Origin of the sequence: Mammaliicoccus lentus, assembly GCF_002902755.1 — a bacterium.
In the GTDB taxonomy this organism is placed as follows: Bacteria; Bacillota; Bacilli; order Staphylococcales; family Staphylococcaceae; genus Mammaliicoccus; species Mammaliicoccus lentus.
The window spans coordinates 1-18,033 of record NZ_PPRS01000038.1; the positions used below are offsets into that span (position 1 = coordinate 1).

At 32.0% G+C, this 18,033-nt stretch carries 14 protein-coding genes and 1 other annotated feature; of the genes, 9 read left to right on the forward strand and 5 right to left on the reverse strand.

Annotation, left to right across the window (positions count from 1 at the left end; translation table 11 throughout):
- The first annotated feature begins 166 nt into the window (after positions 1 to 166).
- On the forward strand, positions 167 to 1,246 hold the full coding sequence (locus CD135_RS10575) for a bifunctional 3-deoxy-7-phosphoheptulonate synthase/chorismate mutase (RefSeq protein ID WP_064204367.1): 1,080 nt from the start codon (positions 167 to 169) through the stop codon (positions 1,244 to 1,246).
- 300 nt (positions 1,247 to 1,546) lie between these two features.
- Entirely contained in the window at positions 1,547 to 2,536 is a 990-nt protein-coding gene (gene ccpA, locus CD135_RS10580; protein WP_017000611.1) for a catabolite control protein A, read from the forward strand.
- A gap of 37 nt (positions 2,537 to 2,573) precedes the next feature.
- Here ccpA and CD135_RS10585 read toward each other — a convergent pair whose 3' ends face one another.
- Genes CD135_RS10585 through CD135_RS10595 form a run of 3 tightly spaced genes read right to left on the reverse strand, consistent with a single transcriptional unit; the run spans position 2,574 to position 5,003 of the window.
- Positions 2,574 to 3,719 (reverse strand): acetoin utilization protein AcuC, encoded by a 1,146-nt coding sequence (locus tag CD135_RS10585; protein WP_103269442.1) that lies wholly within the window; start codon positions 3,717 to 3,719, stop codon positions 2,574 to 2,576.
- Entirely contained in the window at positions 3,712 to 4,356 is a 645-nt protein-coding gene (locus CD135_RS10590; protein ID WP_017000613.1) for a CBS and ACT domain-containing protein, read from the reverse strand. The genes CD135_RS10585 and CD135_RS10590 overlap by 8 nt, the downstream gene beginning before the upstream one ends.
- Positions 4,357 to 4,367: 11 nt before the next feature.
- A complete protein-coding gene (locus CD135_RS10595; RefSeq protein ID WP_017000614.1) occupies positions 4,368 to 5,003 on the reverse strand; it encodes a GNAT family N-acetyltransferase in 636 nt (211 codons plus the stop codon).
- Between the two features lie 148 nt (positions 5,004 to 5,151).
- On the opposite strand from CD135_RS10595, the gene acsA reads away from it, so the two are divergent.
- On the forward strand, positions 5,152 to 6,864 hold the full coding sequence (gene acsA / locus CD135_RS10600; RefSeq protein ID WP_017000615.1) for an acetate--CoA ligase: 1,713 nt from the start codon (positions 5,152 to 5,154) through the stop codon (positions 6,862 to 6,864).
- 219 nt (positions 6,865 to 7,083) lie between these two features.
- Positions 7,084 to 8,751 (forward strand): formate--tetrahydrofolate ligase, encoded by a 1,668-nt coding sequence (locus CD135_RS10605; RefSeq protein WP_103269443.1) that lies wholly within the window; start codon positions 7,084 to 7,086, stop codon positions 8,749 to 8,751.
- Positions 8,752 to 8,886: 135 nt separating this feature from the next.
- On the opposite strand, the gene CD135_RS10610 is transcribed toward CD135_RS10605, so the two are convergent.
- Positions 8,887 to 11,340 carry a transglycosylase domain-containing protein gene (locus CD135_RS10610; RefSeq protein ID WP_064204363.1) on the reverse strand — a complete coding sequence of 818 codons (2,454 nt, stop codon included), beginning with the start codon at positions 11,338 to 11,340 and terminating at the stop codon, positions 8,887 to 8,889.
- 100 nt (positions 11,341 to 11,440) lie between these two features.
- Positions 11,441 to 11,629, forward strand: a binding site (T-box leader).
- Between the two features lie 54 nt (positions 11,630 to 11,683).
- On the opposite strand from CD135_RS10610, the gene tyrS reads away from it, so the two are divergent.
- The 3 genes from tyrS to CD135_RS10625 all read left to right on the forward strand — a co-directional run bounded on the left by tyrS (position 11,684) and on the right by CD135_RS10625 (position 14,505).
- A complete protein-coding gene (gene tyrS, locus CD135_RS10615) occupies positions 11,684 to 12,946 on the forward strand; it encodes a tyrosine--tRNA ligase (RefSeq protein WP_064204362.1) in 1,263 nt (420 codons plus the stop codon).
- A gap of 144 nt (positions 12,947 to 13,090) precedes the next feature.
- Positions 13,091 to 13,669, forward strand: coding sequence for a LemA family protein (locus CD135_RS10620; protein WP_017000619.1), 579 nt, complete (start codon positions 13,091 to 13,093; stop codon positions 13,667 to 13,669).
- Positions 13,669 to 14,505: a TPM domain-containing protein gene (locus CD135_RS10625; RefSeq protein ID WP_070044694.1), complete on the forward strand. Its 837-nt coding sequence runs from the start codon at positions 13,669 to 13,671 to the stop codon at positions 14,503 to 14,505. Before CD135_RS10620 ends, CD135_RS10625 begins: the two co-directional genes overlap by 1 nt.
- 157 nt (positions 14,506 to 14,662) lie before the next feature.
- Here the strand turns inward: CD135_RS10625 and CD135_RS10630 are convergent, their stop codons facing one another.
- Entirely contained in the window at positions 14,663 to 15,910 is a 1,248-nt protein-coding gene (locus CD135_RS10630) for a S1C family serine protease (RefSeq protein ID WP_103269444.1), read from the reverse strand.
- A gap of 171 nt (positions 15,911 to 16,081) precedes the next feature.
- Between CD135_RS10630 and CD135_RS10635 the strand changes: the two genes are divergently transcribed.
- Both CD135_RS10635 and CD135_RS10640 read left to right on the forward strand, forming a co-directional pair.
- Positions 16,082 to 16,711 carry a lysophospholipid acyltransferase family protein gene (locus tag CD135_RS10635; RefSeq protein WP_064204360.1) on the forward strand — a complete coding sequence of 210 codons (630 nt, stop codon included), beginning with the start codon at positions 16,082 to 16,084 and terminating at the stop codon, positions 16,709 to 16,711.
- 186 nt (positions 16,712 to 16,897) lie between these two features.
- A complete protein-coding gene (locus CD135_RS10640) occupies positions 16,898 to 18,016 on the forward strand; it encodes an HAD family hydrolase (protein WP_103269445.1) in 1,119 nt (372 codons plus the stop codon).
- Positions 18,017 to 18,033 lie beyond the last annotated feature (17 nt).

Consider the following 18,033-nt stretch of genomic DNA (forward strand, 5'->3'; position numbering starts at 1 on the left):
CATATGAGGTATTATATATAACATAAACATAAATTATAATTATTTTCAGAAAAATAACAATTAAGGTTGAATAGCTCGATTTTAATTGTTATACTACTATCTAATCACTTATATATTTTATCGCTTTAAAGTATGTGAGTTAAATTGTTTACATGAGGTGAAGAGGATGACAAATGAATTAGAGAATTTAAGACAGAGAGTAGAAGAAATTAATGACGAAATTTTAGGATTGTTATCAGAACGTGGTGACCTAGCTAAAAAGATCGGTGAAGAAAAAAGTAAACAAGGTACTCAAGTTTATGATCCACAGCGTGAAAAAGAAATGTTAAATAAATTAATTGACGCTAATAAAGGACCATTTAACGATAATACTATTAAGCAATTATTTAAAGAAATATTTAAAGCTTCAACTGATTTACAAAAATCTGAAAATGAAAAACATTTATATGTTTCTCGTAAATTAAAACCAGAAGATACTATCGTACAGTTTGATAATGGTGCAATAGTAGGTAATAATAAAAAGCAATTTGTATTTGGTCCATGTTCTGTAGAGTCACAAGAACAAGTAGATACAGTAGCACAAGATTTAGCTAATAGAGGTGAGAAATTCATAAGAGGTGGCGCATTCAAACCACGTACATCTCCATATGATTTCCAAGGGCTTGGAGAAGAAGGTCTACAAATTTTAAAAAATACTAAAGATAAATACGGTTTAAATGTTGTAAGTGAAATCGTAAACCCTGCTCACTTTGAATTAGCAGACGACTACTTAGATGTATTCCAAATAGGTGCTCGTAACATGCAAAACTTTGAGTTATTAAAAGAAGCAGGTAAAACGAATAAACCTGTATTATTAAAACGCGGATTATCTGCAACTATTGAAGAATTTATTTACGCTGCAGAATACATACATTCACAAGGTAATAGCAATATCATCCTATGTGAACGTGGTATTAGAACGTATGAAAAAGCAACTAGAAATACTTTAGATATTTCAGCTGTTCCAATCTTAAAACAAGGTACACACTTACCAGTTATGGTTGACGTTACACATAGTACTGGCCGTAAAGATATCATGTTACCATGTGCTAAAGCAGCATTAGCAGTAGGAGCTGATGGTGTTATGGCAGAAGTACATCCAGATCCATCAGTAGCATTAAGTGATGCTGGACAACAAATGGATTTAAATGAGTTTGATGCGTTTTACAAAGAAATTGTAAAAGCTGCAAAACTTTATGAGAAATAAGCTCAATTAAAAAATATTTATTAATATTATCCCTTTAAGTAAACATAATATGTGTTCACTTTAGAGGGATTTTATTATGGAAAAACATAAGCTTTATGTGGTATAGTTTAATTTATCGCCGTTTTCTGAAAAACAATTTTCATTTTACACTTTCTTTTAAAAACTTAAGTTTCTTTTATCGACAAGAGTTTATGAATATCTTATAATGAGTAATTGTGAGTTCGCTTTCATATGCTTTGAAAACAATATGAAAACGTGATAGAATGTACTAGAAAACGTTTTCAAAAATGGGAGGATATTATGACTGTAACAATATATGATGTAGCAAGAGAAGCAAAAGTTTCAATGGCTACTGTATCTCGTGTTGTAAATGGTAACCAAAATGTTAAACCGTCAACTAGAGATAAAGTAAACGAAGTTATTAAGAGATTAAACTATAGACCAAATGCTGTTGCACGTGGTTTAGCAAGTAAAAAAACTACAACAGTTGGCGTAATTATACCAGATATTTCGAATGTTTATTATTCTGAATTAGCAAGAGGATTAGAAGATATAGCAACAATGTATAAATATCATACAATTATTTCTAACTCTGATAACGATAGTGATAAAGAACAAGAAATATTTAACAACTTATTGAGTAAACAAGTTGATGGTATTATCTTCCTTGGTGGAACATTAACTGACGAAACTGTTGAGTTAATTGAGAAATCATCTGTACCAGTTGTAGTATCTGGAACAAATGATAAAGAATCAAAATTAGCATCTGTAAACATTAATTACACACAAGCTAGTAAAGAAATAGCAAATACACTTATTGAGAATGGTGCTAAGAAGTTTGCATTCGTTGGTGGTGGATACTCAGAGAAAGCACAAGACGATGCTATTCAAGGTCTTGAGTCTGCATTAGAAGAGGCTGGTCTAGATATTAATGACAATGCTAAATATGTTGGTAATGAAACATATAAAGATGGCAGTAAAGCATATGAGACAGTATCTCAAGCTAATCCTGATGCAATTCTTTGTATAAGTGATGAACAAGCAATTGGTATTGTTCATGCTGCTCAAGATGCAGGTGTTAAAATACCTGAAGAATTGCAAGTTGTCAGCTTTAATAACACAAGACTCGTTCATATGGTTAGACCACAATTATCAAGTGTTACTCAACCGCTTTATGACATTGGAGCTGTTGGAATGAGATTGTTAACTAAATATATGAATGACGAACAAATTGACGAGCCTAATGTTATATTGCCGTATAGAATAGAATATAGAGGCACAACTAAATAATAAAAGAGGGAATTCGATAAACGAATCTCCCTCTTTTTTATTTATACCACTCTAAAATTCTTAATTTCGTGTTATTATTTTTTTCAGTTATTTCGGTTTTTCTTGGTATTTCCATATAATCATCTTTTTCATCTATCCATGTTTTTGGTAAAGGAAACGGAGCGCTGCTTTGATATTTATCAAGCCAAGTCTGTGGTATATTTCCTTTTGGGGTATCAAGATCATTTAAAGCAAACCAAACATGAGACCAAGCTCTAGGTACAACTCTCCAAATATTATATCCGCCTCCGCCGATCATAATGACTTTACCATCACAATACTCGTCTGCTAGATTTTTTACGATATATGGTATTTGATATAACGTATTCAAAGTACAACTTAAATGCGTGAGTGGATCTAAATAATGAATATCGACACCATTTACACTTAGTATAATATCTGGCTTGTAAGCTTTACATACAGCTTCTACTGTTTCTTTAAATACGTCTATATATGATTCATCCTCCGTGTATGCGTCTAATGGTATGTTTACAGTTCTACCAAATCCTTTACCATCTCCACGCTCAGTAATGGCACCTGTTCCAGGGAATAAATATCGACCTGTTTCATGAATAGAATAATTCATAACATCTTCATTAGTGTAAAATGACCATTGAACGCCATCTCCATGATGTGCATCTGTATCAATATACAAAACCCTTTGTTTATATTTGGATTGTAAATATTGTATTGCAACAGCACTGTCATTATAAATACAAAATCCACTTGCTTTCCCTTTGAATCCATGATGTAATCCACCACCTAAATGGCATGCTCTCTTTGCTTCACCAGACATAACTGCATCAACTGCATTCAAAGTTCCACCTACAACTCTTGCACTATTTTCATGCATGTTTACAAATTGAGGGGTGTCTTCACTATTTAATCCATATTTATCATATTCTTCTATAGGTAAATCTCCATTGCCTGCTTTTTTAATAGCTTCTATGTAGCTCGGTTCATGAACGAGTTCTAATTCTTCGTCAGTTGCTAATCTTGGTTGTATCAAATGTTCAGATTTAAGCACACCTAGGTCAATAAGCAAATCAGTCGTTAACTTTAAACGCATTTGATTGAAAGGGTGACTATCTGAAAAACGATATTTCAATAAATCCTCTGAATACACATATTTAACATTAGTCATTTCTTATACCAAATGGATATATGACATGGTAATTTTTCTCTTCCAATAATTTATATATTTTTTCAGGATTCATTGATTTTACTCGTAACATAAGATATCTTTTCTTAACATTTTCTTGATCAGCATAAGCAAGAACGTTTAATATATCAATATTTTGTTCTTTAAATATAGCAGTAATATCGTGTAATGCACCAATTTTATCGTCAATATGTACTTCAATTATAGAACCAGGAATTGTAACACCAGTTAGTTCTAAAAATGTATTTAACATATCTTTTTGTGTGACGATACCAATTACTTTATTATCACGGAGAACTGGTATAGCTCCAATTGCCATTTCGTAAAAATCTAAAGCTATATCTTCTACAAAATCTAAAGGATGACATCTAATAACATTTCTTCTCATAATTTTAGAAACAGATAAACTTAAACTATTATTTGGATCTTCATCAGATAAAATGCTTGGTAAAGCCATTTTTATATCTTTATCTGAAATAATTCCTAACAATTCGTCTTTTTCATTTACAATTGGCAAATGCCTAATTTCTTTTTGTGTCATAAGTTCTAAAGCATTTTCAATAGATTGGTTACCTTGAATTGTTGTACAAGGTGAAGTCATAATTTTTTCAACTAACATAATATACCTCCTTAAAAGAAAAAACGATTCATAAATCTTAGTCTGTCGAAAGCTTCCATTTGCTCTTGGCTAATATTTGCTCCTATTCTTGCCATTAAACTATTGGCAGGATGGCTGATTATTTCTGGGTCATCAGTCGCAAATACTTCTAAACCACCTTCTGCCATCATTTTATGCATGATTTTTTGATATTCATAAACATCTAATCCACTGTTTTTTAAATCCCAATGCCAATAGTATTCTGTAGTGATAACGATATAATCTTCCATTTCTGGTGACTTCATAGCTAATTTAAGCATTTTCTTTCCAAGTCCATATTTTCTGTATTCTAAAGAAAGTTCAATAGCACCTAACTCAAGGATATAGGGTAGGTCACCATCTGACCAACGCTCAAGTGGATCAGGATAAACGTAAGTTGTATAACCGATAATATGTTGATCTATTCTACATACAATAATTCTTCCTTCAGGTAATTCAGAAATTTCTATTAGCGCTTCAAATTGTTCCTTAGGTACGCGAAAACTATCTAACCCTTCATCAAAAGTCATTTCTTTTAATTTTTCGGGTTCTACAGGACCTTCAATTGTTATATTAGAATCAGATGTAAAGGGTATAGTTTCTGATATGAAGGTCTTTTTATAGTCCATAGTATACCTCCTTCCTATTAATATGGTAATGTGTAAATATAAAGTTTATTTTGAATAATCAAATTTTTTTGAAAAGTATCATCTACTTATATTATAATAGACTCAGGCTTTATTGGAAACGATTACATTTATAAAAGGGGAGATTTAGATGAAAGTCGAAGTATACGAAGCATTAAACGAAGATTATAATCTATCAAATTATGAGAATGCAGTTAATAATCATAACTGGAAAGATATTGAGAAAAATTTCAGTTGGAGTGAAACTGGTAAAATAAACATGGCATATGAATGTATAGATCGTCATGTGGACAATGGTAAAGGGGACAAATTTGCACTCCACTATAAAGATCAAAATAGACAAGATAGTTATACGTTTAAAGACTTACAAATTGCTAGTAATAAAGCCGCTAATCTTTTAAAAGATAAAGCAAATGTTGAAAAAGGTGACCGTGTATTTATATTTATGCCAAGAACACCAGAATTATATTTTGCTTTGTTAGGAACATTAAAAATTGGTGGTATTGTTGGACCATTGTTTGAAGCGTTTATGGAAAAAGCGGTAAAAGATCGCTTAGAAAATAGTGAAGCTAAAGTAATCATCACAACTAATGATCTAGTAGATCGAATACCTAAAGATGAATTACCGAATTTAGAACATATTGTAATTGTTGATGAAAATGTTTCTGAAGAGTATGTTGACTTCAATAAAGAACTCGAAAAAGCTGATAGTGAATTTGAAATAGAATGGTTAGATAGAGAAGACGGATTAATTTTACATTACACTTCAGGTTCAACAGGACAGCCTAAAGGTGTATTACACGTACAAGAAGCAATGTTAGTTCATTATATATCTGGTAAATATGTTTTAGATTTTAAAGAAGATGACGTATACTGGTGTACTGCTGATCCGGGTTGGGTTACAGGAACATCATACGGTATCTTTAGTCCATGGCTAAATGGCGTAACAAATTGTGTGGCAGGTGGAAGATTCTCACCTGAAGGATGGTATGAATTCATCCAAACATTCAACGTTACAATCTGGTATACAGCACCAACTGCACTAAGAATGTTAATGGGCGCTGGTGATGACATTGTTAAAAAGTATGACCTTTCATCATTAAGACATGTTCTTTCAGTTGGTGAACCACTAAACCCAGAAGTAATTAAATGGGCTTATAATGTATTCAACCACCGCGTACATGATACTTGGTGGATGACTGAAACAGGTGGACACATGATTGTTAACTATCCTTCATTGGATATTAGAGCTGGTTCAATGGGTAAACCATTACCAGGTATTGAAGCAGCAATTGTTGATGATCAAGGTAATGAACTACCACCAAATAGAATGGGTAATTTAGCTCTGAAAAAAGGTTGGCCTTCAATGATGAGAACAATTTGGAATAACCAGCCTAAATATGATTCATATTTCATTAACGACGAATGGTACGTTTCTGGAGATTCAGCTTATAAAGATGAAGATGGTTATTACTGGTTCCAAGGGCGTGTTGATGATGTCATCATGACTGCAGGTGAACGAGTAGGACCGTTTGAAGTTGAATCTAAACTTGTTGAACATCCAGCAGTTGCTGAAGCGGGTGTAATAGGTAAACCAGATCCAGTTCGTGGAGAAATTATTAAAGCATTCATTGGTTTAAGAGATGGATATGAAGAATCTGATGAACTAAAAGAAGAAATAAGAAAGTTTGTTAAAGAAGGTTTAGCTGGGCATGCAGCACCTCGTGAGATAGAATTTAAGGATAAATTACCTAAGACACGTTCAGGTAAAATTATGAGACGTGTATTAAAAGCTTGGGAACTAGACTTACCAGCAGGAGATTTATCTACTTTAGAAGAATAAGTTAATATTAATCATGTTAAAAAGCCAAGAATAATCCTTTAAATATAAAGGAGTTTCTTGGCTTTCTTCATGTCAAAAATTTGATTTTTAACAACAGTATTTCATATGAATTTCACAATAATATTAATCGACTTTTTATGCATATTTGTATATGCTAAAGATAGAAGTTGAAAAGGTATACATATGAATTTGTTATTTAAATTTAAGGAGTGAATGAGCTTGAGTCATTTATCAGATTTAGAAATTGCAAATCAAAGTACGTTAAAACGCATTAATGAAATAGCTGAAAAAGTAGGTATAACAAACGAGGCACTTGAACCTTATGGACATTTTCGCGGGAAAGTTGATATTACAAAATTAAAAGATAAAACAGAAAAAGGGAAAGTTGTATTAGTTACAGCATTGAGTCCAACACCAGCAGGAGAAGGGAAATCTACTGTAACAGTAGGTCTAGCTGATGCTTTAAATCAATTGAATGAAAAAGTTATGGTAGCTCTACGTGAACCATCACTAGGACCTGTTTTTGGCATGAAAGGTGGAGCGACTGGGGGAGGTTACGCTCAAGTACTCCCAATGGAAGAAATTAATTTGCATTTTAATGGTGACTTACATGCTATTACAACTGCTAATAATGCATTATCTGCTTTTATAGACAATCATATATATCATGGTAATGAACTCAATATAGATTCAAGACGAATTGAATGGAAACGTGTATTAGATATGAACGATAGAGAACTAAGACAAGTAGTAGTTGGACTAGGTGGACCAGGTAGAGGTGTTCCAAGAGAAGATGGATTTGATATAACTGTAGCGTCTGAAATAATGGCGATATTCTGTCTTTCAAACGGAATAGAAGATTTGAAAGAAAACCTTGACAATATAACTGTCGGTTATACAGTCGATAAAAAACCTATAACAGTAAGAGACTTAAAAGTAGAAGGAGCTTTAACGCTCATTTTAAAAGATGCTATCAAACCTAATATTGTTCAAACTATTGAAGGTACACCAGCACTAGTACATGGTGGGCCATTTGCTAATATTGCTCACGGTTGTAATTCAATTATTGCAACAAATACTGCGCGTAAACTAGCGGATGTTGTTGTAACAGAGAGTGGGTTTGGTTCCGATTTAGGGGCAGAAAAATTTTTAGACATAAAAGCGCGTAAAGCAGGATTTGATCCAAGTGCTATTGTAATTGTAGCTACTATTAGAGCTTTAAAAATGCACGGCGGCGTTTCAAAAAATGAACTAAAAACTGAGAATGTAGAAGCAGTCAAAAAAGGTATTGTAAACTTAAATAAACATATTGAAAATATTAAACAATTTGGTGTAGAGCCAGTTGTAGCAATCAATGCTTTTATTCATGATACGGATGAAGAAGTAAAATTTGTTGAAGATTGGTGTAAAGGGCAAGGTGTGAAAGTTGCTTTAACTGAAGTTTGGGAAAAAGGTGGTAAAGGAGGTATAGATTTAGCAAAAGAAGTTTTAAAAGTACTAGAAAAACCTCAACAATTTAAACCACTATATGATTTAGAAATGTCTATAGAAGATAAGCTTGAAACCATCGTTCAAAAAGTTTACGGTGGTCGTACAGTCAAATTTACAGATAAAGCTTATAAACAATTGAAAACAATAAAAGAAAATGGTTGGGATAAATATCCAGTATGCGTCGCTAAAACACAATATTCATTTACCGATGATCCTACAAAATTAGGTGCGCCTACAGAATTTGATATAACAATACGAGAATTATTGCCGAAAACAGGGGCGGGTTTTATAGTAGCATTGACAGGAGATATTATGACGATGCCTGGATTACCGAAACAACCAGCTGCTTTGAATATGGATGTTAATGAAGATGGCACAGCGAAAGGTTTATTCTAAAAAATATCATATATCAAATAAAAAAACATCAATCCGAAAGTTATAAAACTAAAGGATTGATGTTTTAAGTTTCAGGTTGGGATATAAATAATTGTCTCAACCTGTTTTTATTATATTCGTTTTATGATAATTAGGTTAGTCACCACTTGGTGGTTTAGTACTTGTACCACTGGATGGTTTACCGCTATCTGAATCTGCTTTTTTGTTTTCGCTTGAGTTGTATGACCAAGCTTCTTTAGAGTTTTTAGATACTTTCTCTTTAGGTTTGATTTTAGATGATGTATTTCCATCTACAGCAATACCAAGTCGTTTCAATACTGATTCTGAATAAATGTCTTTTTCAGAAGTATCTACTTTATCAGAGATTAATGTAGAAGCTTTTGATTCGCCTTTACTACAACTACCAGTAGAGTTTGTGTATTGACAAATTGTCTTCTCACTAACTGTACTTGGTTTTTCGAAATCGCTGTCATATCCTAATTTCTCTCTATCTGTATTTGATAGGGCGTTAACCATATCTCTCCACATAAAGATTTGATAATGACTATCTTCGTCAAATGTAATTGGTTGATCGTAGCCCATCCAAATACCTAATGTTACTTTCGGTGTATATCCTACTAATAAGCTGTCTTTACCAGCTTCTGATGTACCTGTTTTAGCTGCCCATGTTCCATCATAAGAATCTTTAATTTGATAACCTGACCCATCGTCTAGTACACCTTTTAGTATATCAGTTGTTAAATAAGTGGTAGATTCACTGAATATACGTTTAGGGTCTTTCTTATGTTGGTAAACAACTTCACCGTCACGTGTTTTAATGGATTCAATCATATAACTATCGTTATATTCACCTTTATTAGCTAAAGTACTAAATCCATCAACATCTTGTCCTAAAGTGAAGTCAGCTGTACCTAATGTTAGTGCTAATCCATCTTGTACGTTTTCTGGTACGTTCATACCCATTTTATTAAGGTTTTCCCATGGTTTATAATCCTGTACGTTACTGTATAATCTTAATGTACTTAAGTTAAGTGAATTTCTTAATGCATAATCTACAGTTACGGGACCAAACTCTCTTCTATCATAGTTATCAGGTGAATAACCATTGATATCAAACTTTTTATCTAGTAAAGCAGTGTTTGGTGTGATTAAACCATGTTCAAATGCTGGTGCATATGTTAAGAGTGGTTTCATTGTAGAACCAGGTGATCTTTTTGCTTTTGTTGCGTGATTGATTTGTGATTTTTCATAATCACGACCACCTACAAATGCTAAGATCTTACCGCTACCATTTTCTTTTAGTAGTGCACCAACTTCGTGTTGGAAATCTTTTGTTGCTTTTTTACCTTCCGCATTAGTGTAGCTTGCTTCTCTATCCCAAGAATAGCTATTTGAATTATTTTTTACATCTTGAAGAGTGTCATACATATCTTTTTCGATTGTTGTATCGACTCTGTATCCTTCAGTACGCATTGCTTTATTAGCTTTCTCAGTATATTTAGTCATTAATACTGGCGTTTGGTCTAATTCTTTCTTAGAAATGTTATCTTTTTTAGCTAAATGATATTTTAAAATGTCGATTGTACGATCTTCCACTTCTTCAGTTAAGAATGGATATTTTTGATTTGGTTCTTCAACTTTATCGACAAATGATTTTTTAATATCAAATTTTAAAGCTTCATCGTATTCTTTTTTACTGATTTTTTCTTCTTGATACATTCTTTTAAGTACATATTGCTGACGATTAATACCAAACTCTAATGATTTATCATCTTTTAAATCACCGTTTGGTAAAAATGGTGTGTAAGTATATGGGTTTTGAGGTAATCCTGCTAAATAAGCTGATTGTGCAACATTTAAATTTTTAGCAGATTTTCCAAATACACCTTGTGCAGCTGATTCAATACCTGCAATATTAGACCCATTAGAGTTACGTCCAAATGATACTACATTTAAATAACTGTCTATAATTTCATCTTTTGATAAGTTTTTTTCGACATTCATAGATAGCAGCATTTCTTTTGCTTTACGTTCGAATGATGTTTCATTTGTTAATAACTGATTTTTAACTAATTGTTGCGTTAAAGTACTACCACCAGAAGAATTTGAACTACCTAGTACTTCTTGTACTGAGGCACGTAAAAATGCTTTTGGTACAATACCATTATGTTGGTAAAACTCTTCGTCTTCTGTTGCTATAAGTGCATTTTTTACATTATCACTTATTTCATTTCCCTTAATAACATCCCTTTGGACATCACTTTTTAATCGGCCAAGAGATTCTCCAGAACCAAAATATACAGACGTGCTTTCGGTCATAGAATAAAGTTGTTCTTTCATTTCTTTCTTAGACATCACTTTTTCATCTTTGACGAGGCCTGCAAAGTATCCGCCACCAATACCTAAACCTAATGCTAGTAATAAACAACTAATAAAAAGAATAATAAAAAACAAATTGCTTATGACTTGGTAAGTTGTAAAGAATATTAGTTTTGGAGTCCATTTTGCTTCTTTAAAAGTATTTTTATATTTCTTACTTGAACGATTAAATTGATCTTTGAATTTATTTTTAGACTGATTTGAACTCAAATTTTAACCTCCAATCTAATCATCATAATTATAACATATATAAATAATATTGACTTTTAAAATTGTTAGCTTTATACTTTGTAATTAATTGCAGATTGTGTTGAACTAAAGGAGAAGTAATGATTATTATCTTTTTAAGAGAGTCAGTGGTGCTGGGAACTGATAAAGAGGTAATTGTGAATACACCTTGTAAAAAATAGTTCTACGTTTTTAATGTACGTAACATTAATGAGAGATGACATAATAATGTCATAAGTATGGTGGTACCGTGTATTCAAGCACCCTTACATTTTATTGTAAGGGTGCTTTTTTATTTTATTTTATTTTGGAGGAGGAAAATATTATGGCAAATGCATTATTAGAAGATTTAAAATGGAGAGGCCTTGTTTATCAGCAAACTGATGAAGAGGGAATTGAAGAATTATTAAATAAAGAGTCAGTAAAAATATACTGTGGTGCAGATCCAACTGCAGATAGTTTACATATAGGACATTTATTACCTTATTTAACTTTAAGAAGATTCCAAAATCATGGTCATACACCTATTGTTTTAGTAGGCGGAGGTACAGGTATGATTGGTGATCCTTCTGGAAGAACTGAGGAAAGAAAATTACAGACTGATGAACAAGTCGAAGAAAACGTTCGTGGCATTATGAATCAAATGCATAAGATTTTTGAATTTGAAGGCGAAGATGCTGCAATTTTAGTAAATAATAAAGATTGGTTGAAAGAAATAGATTTAATTTCTTTCTTAAGAGATTATGCGAAACATGTTGGTGTGAATTATATGTTAGGTAAAGATTCAGTAAAAGCACGTTTGGAAATGGGCATATCATACACTGAATTTACTTATATGATTTTACAAGCTATTGATTTCGGTTATTTAAATAAAAATTACGACTGTAAAATGCAAATCGGTGGTTCAGATCAATGGGGTAACATTACAGCGGGTCTTGACTTAATGAGAAGAATGTATGGTGAAACTGAGGCGTTTGGATTCACAATTCCATTAGTTACAAAAGCAGATGGCAAAAAATTCGGTAAATCAGAATCAGGTACAGTTTGGTTAGATAGAAGTAAAACTTCTGCATACGAGTTATACCAATTCTGGATTAATTCACAAGACGCAGATGTTGTTAAATACTTGAAATACTTTACTTTCCTAGACAGAGAAGAAATTGAAAGATTAGAAAAAACAGTAGAAGAAGCGCCTCATTTAAGAGAAGCACAGAAAGTGCTTGCTGAAGAAATGGTTGGGTTTATCCATGGTCCAGATGCTGTAGAAGAAGCAAAAAGAATTACAAATGCTTTATTCAAAGGAGATATTAAATCTTTAACAAAAGATGAAATCGAAGCAGGTTTCAAAGATGTGCCAACAGCTGTAGTTAGTAAAGAAACAACTCAATTAGTAGAGTTTATTATAGAAGCGGGTGTATCTCCATCTAAGAGACAGGCAAGAGAAGACATTAATAATGGTGCAATATATTTAAATGGTGAAAGAATTCAAGATGTTAATCATGAAATTACTACTGAAGACAAAATTGAAGATGAATTTACAATTGTAAGAAGAGGTAAGAAGAAATATACAATGGTTAAATATTCATAAAAATTTAGAAAAGGAGAGGGACAATGAAATCTTGTTATAAATACTAGATTTCTTTACCACTCCTTTTCTATTGTAGAATTATAGTTTTATCTACCATATAATGTATAATGAATAGTGTAAAATTCAGTGAAAGGAAGTTTAATAATGAAAAAATACTTAGCACCCATAATTACTGTTGTAGCAGTATTTGTTATTCTTGGTTTAATCATGATTGGACCATATAACAGGTTGGTAGGATTAGAAGAAGAAGCGGACAAATCTCTATCTAATATCGACAACCAATTACAACGACGTGTAGATTTAATACCTAACTTAGTTGATACAGTAAAAGGTTATACGAAACATGAAGAGAAAGTGTTTAAAGATGTTTCAGATGCAAGAAGTAAATTAGCCGGTGCAAATACGCCACAAGAAAAAGCAGAAGCAAATGGTGAAGTAAATAGTGCATTAAGCCGTTTAATAGCGATAAGTGAAAATTATCCAGACTTAAAAGCAGATAAACAATTCACAGGTTTAAGAGATGAACTTGCTGGAACAGAAAACAGAATTGCTGTTGCAAGAAAAGATTATAACGATTCTATTAATGAATATAATCAAGCAACACGTAAATTCCCATCAAGTATCATAGCTGGTTTATTCAATTTTGATAAGAAAGAATACTTCCAAGCAAAAGGTGAAGCAAAGGATGCACCTAAAGTTGACTTTGGTGGAGATGATTCTTAATGAATCAATTTTTAAAACGCGTAAATTTATTAATAATCGCAATTTTACTCACGTTTAGCTCGACAGCTTTTGCAGCGGATAAATTTCCTAAACTTGAAAAGCCAGTATTTGTTCAAGATCACGCTAATTTAGTATTAGATAAAGATAAGAACAACATAAATAAAAAAGGTCAAAAACTACAAGATGGTACCGACGCAGATATTATGTTAATGACAATGAAATCAATTGGTCAAACACCTAGACAAGACTATGCGCTCGAGGCAGGACGTCATTATAAAGTAGGCGACCAGAAACATAACCGTGGTATAGTTATTCTACTTAATTTAGATAATGGCAATGAAAATAATAATAGAGGTATAGATATAGCTGTTGGAGATGGACTTGAAGGCGTATTAAATGATTCAAAAGTAGGACAATTAATAGATGATAATTTTATGCCTTATCAAGAAAAAGCAGCAAAAACTTCCGATAAAAATAAATCTAAAGCATATTATAGTAAAGGTTTAACTAAATTGTATGACGCAGTTTGGGACGAAATTGCTAAAAGCTATGGATATGACGGAAAAAAATTTACTGAGGATGAACCACAAAGTAGTGGTTTAGGTAAAATTCCCTTTATAGTATTTATTATTTTTATCATTATATTTTTCATTATTTATTTCTTAAATGGTGGAGGTAAACCACCACGAGGCGGTACAAGAAGAAGAACGAGAAGAGGTTCGGCTGGACCGTTTATGTTTGGTGGGCCACCTGGTAGTTCCGGTGGCGGATTTTCTGGCGGCGGTTTCGGCGGAGGCGGCGGCTTCTCCGGCGGTGGTGCTGGCAGAGGATTCTAATAACACATACACTGCCTTTATAAAGAACCAGGCTGAGACATTAAAATGTGTAATAGTCATGTTTTTATAAAAATAAGCATATCACTTATGAACTAAAATATTAGTTAAGTGATATGCTTATTTATTTTGAATTAATATTTATGCCCCTAGTTAGTTTTTAATTCTGTTCTTTTAATGTGACTTTTGCTGATTTTTCTTTACCATCTCTAACGACTTTTAGAGTGATTTTGTCACCTGGTTTTTTATCATTATAAATATAATTTCGAATATCCGAATCATCTTTAACTTTCTTACCATCTATTTCAGTGATGACATCGCCCTTTTTAATTCCATTATTTGCTTTCTCGTCAACTTCTGAAATGTATACGCCACTATCAACAGTAAGTTTTAATTCTTTTTTATATTGGTCAGGGATATCGTCGATTGAAATCATACTAATACCAATGTATGGTCTAGTTACTTTTCCATCGTCCATAATATCTTTAATGATATGTTTAACTTCATTACTTGGTATGGCAAAACCTATACCTTCAACATCTTGTCGTGATATTTTCATAGAGTTAATACCGATTAAATTACCATTTAAATCGACAAGAGCACCACCAGAATTACCTGGGTTGATTGCAGCATCAGTTTGAATAACAGTTGCTTCTGTAACACCTTCAGATGTTTGAACATTCATAGTACGTTCTTCAGAAGATATAATACCTTGGGTAACACTATTTGCAAATTCTACACCAAGAGGATTACCTAGTGCAAATACAGTTTCACCAGCTTTAACTTTTGAAGAATCTGCGAATTTAACAGGATTAATATCATATTTACCATCAATTTTAAGTACTGCTAAATCTGTCATAACATCTTTACCAACTAATTTAGCTTTTACAGCTTTATCGTTATGAAGTCTAACTTCAATTTCATTAGCACCTTCAATAACGTGATTATTAGTCACAATATAAGCGCTATTTTTATCGACTTGATAAATCACGCCTGTTCCGGCACCAGTTTCTTGTGATTCATCTGAACCTTCAGAATTATTACCTCCAAAAAATGATTCTAAGCCACTCACTTTTTGTTTGTTTATAACTCCGACAATAGAAGGGGAGACATCTTCGACCATTTTAGAAACCGAATTGTTTTTCGCTTCCTTATCTTTAGTGTTTCCACCTTTTTCACTTGCTGGCGCGTTTGTAACATTGGCATCATCATTGGTTGAATTAAATACATCCAATAATTTAGAACCGCCAAAAAATAGTGCAAGTATTAAAGCTGCACCAAGAATACCTGATAAAAATGGAATAAGACAACTTTGGTACCACGGAATATTAATTTTCTTTTTGTAGTAATATTCATTTGAAGTACCATTTAGTTGATTTGAATTTTGATTTTGATCATTTTGATCCATGTTTACTTAACGCCTCCTTAATGCTATCCATAAAATAATTATTATAGAAATCAAGAAAAATTGCCAATAATATGATGTATTTTAATTGTTACAATATTTTGTATGAAAACTTGAGACTAAAGTTGTAGAGTGATAAAATATGAATATCATTAAGAAGAGAGTGGTCAACATATGTATAAATTTGCAAGTAGTGTATTGTATTCAGTGTTTCAAAAATTCGGAAAACAACTCGTGATTATTAATAAAGAAAAAGTACCAGAACAACCATATATTGTGACATGTACACACAGTGGTTATGTTGAAGTAATTATGTTAGCACTAAGTTTATATCCTACAGAAATTCATTATATGGCTAAAAAAGAATTGTTCTCTAAAGACTGGTCAGATAAGTTTTTCCATTCGTTAAATGCTTTTCCAGTAGATAGAGAAAAACCAGGACCAAGCACTTTAAAAACACCTGTAAAACTATTAAACCAAGGAAAAAGCGTAGGAATATTTCCATCTGGACATAGAGCAGAAGCGGGCGAAGCGCCACTAAAAAGAGGCGCTGCAACAATAGCTGTCTTAAGTAATAAACCTATTATACCTGCAGCGTTTGAAGGACCTAAAAAAGTGAAGTCTATTTTTACATTTAGACATAAATCTTTTATCAAATATGGCGATCCTATAAATCCAAGTGAATTTCCTAGTGATATGAAAAAAAGTGAAAAAATTGCAAAAGTAATGGAATTATTAGAAGAAAGAACAAATACACTTCAAAAAGAAGTAACTTATATTGCTAATAAAGCTAATAAAAAATAACAATTTATCTTAAGAAAGCGAGGCAGAAATCTTATTTTTTAATAAGAATTTCTGCCTCGCTTTCTTAAATATTTATAGAATTTTAATATAAAACGTTTTCATTTAAAAGGACCACAATATCTACTGTTTTAAATATATAGATATGATAAAATTATAATCAGAATGTTCTAAAAATGGAGGCATATTATGAAACAAATATTGTTCGATGTAGATGGTGTGTTTTTAAGTGAAGAAAGGTGTTTTGACGTTTCGGCTTTAACTGTATATGAAATGTTATATAGTGACCAATTTTTAAATTTACAAAGCACTATAGATTTAACTCATTTAAGTGAAAATGATATTAGAAAAATTAGAAAAGATGTATTTCTGGATGACAAAATTTTAAATCAACTTAAATCATTAGGCTTAAATTCCAATTGGGATATGCTTTTTATAGTGATTAGTACACATTTAATTGATTTATTAAAAAAAGCAAATACAAGTAAATTTGACTTGAGTAATCAAAACTTTTCTATAGAAACATTAAAAGGGTGGTCTATAGAATTAAGTAACTATAATATCGAGCTTGAAACGCCACTTGAATTTTTATCTCAAGCAACTTCTGGTAAAGAAAATATTTACTCTGACTTAATTGAATTTGCAAAATCCCAATTAAATATTGAAGATGCTTCTATTTTTGAATTGAAAAGCCGTTTCTGGGATATCGCGCAAGAACTTTATCAAGAATGGTATTTAGGTTTCGAACTATATGAAGAAGTTGAAAAGAAATCAGCTAAAACTGATTTTAAGAAAGGCTACATAAAAGAAGAAGTTGTGTTAGCAGACATTACTAAAGTAAATGAATTATTAACTGATTTAAAAAATAATGGTTTTCAAATTGGTATAGCAACTGGGAGACCAAGAACAGAAACACTAGTGCCTTTTGAAACGATTGGTTGGTTAACACAATTTGATGAATATCATATTGGTACTGCTTCGGAAGTGCTAAATGCTGAAACTACATACCCAGAGCACAAACCTTTAGGTAAACCAAACCCATTTAGCTATTTAATAGCACACGGTGGTAATAGTGATGAAAATTATTTAACTTATATTAATAAGCAAGAAGAAGCATTTAAAGATAAAGAAATATATATAGTAGGCGATTCGTTAGCAGATCTTCTAAGCGCTAAGAAAACAGGCGCAACTTTCATAGGCACTTTAACAGGACTGAAAGGGCAAGCAGCTAGAGCAGAATTAGAAGAAAATGACGCAGATTATATAGTAGATAATGTATTGGATATTAGAAATATACTAATTAAATAGAGTTGATAAAGATAATA

Bases quoted from the DNA above. Each gene is read 5' to 3' on its own strand.
- CD135_RS10620 (WP_017000619.1), top strand. From the start codon at position 13,091: ATGAAAAAATACTTAGCACCCATAATTACTGTTGTAGCAGTATTTGTT.
- CD135_RS10630 (WP_103269444.1), bottom strand. From the start codon at position 15,910: ATGGATCAAAATGATCAAAATCAAAATTCAAATCAACTAAATGGTACT.
- CD135_RS10635 (WP_064204360.1), top strand. From the start codon at position 16,082: ATGTATAAATTTGCAAGTAGTGTATTGTATTCAGTGTTTCAAAAATTC.
- CD135_RS10590 (WP_017000613.1), bottom strand. From the start codon at position 4,356: ATGTTAGTTGAAAAAATTATGACTTCACCTTGTACAACAATTCAAGGT.
- CD135_RS10640 (WP_103269445.1), top strand. From the start codon at position 16,898: ATGAAACAAATATTGTTCGATGTAGATGGTGTGTTTTTAAGTGAAGAA.
- CD135_RS10625 (WP_070044694.1), top strand. From the start codon at position 13,669: ATGAATCAATTTTTAAAACGCGTAAATTTATTAATAATCGCAATTTTA.
- ccpA (WP_017000611.1), top strand. From the start codon at position 1,547: ATGACTGTAACAATATATGATGTAGCAAGAGAAGCAAAAGTTTCAATG.
- CD135_RS10595 (WP_017000614.1), bottom strand. From the start codon at position 5,003: ATGGACTATAAAAAGACCTTCATATCAGAAACTATACCCTTTACATCT.
- acsA (WP_017000615.1), top strand. From the start codon at position 5,152: ATGAAAGTCGAAGTATACGAAGCATTAAACGAAGATTATAATCTATCA.
- tyrS (WP_064204362.1), top strand. From the start codon at position 11,684: ATGGCAAATGCATTATTAGAAGATTTAAAATGGAGAGGCCTTGTTTAT.
- CD135_RS10585 (WP_103269442.1), bottom strand. From the start codon at position 3,719: ATGACTAATGTTAAATATGTGTATTCAGAGGATTTATTGAAATATCGT.
- CD135_RS10575 (WP_064204367.1), top strand. From the start codon at position 167: ATGACAAATGAATTAGAGAATTTAAGACAGAGAGTAGAAGAAATTAAT.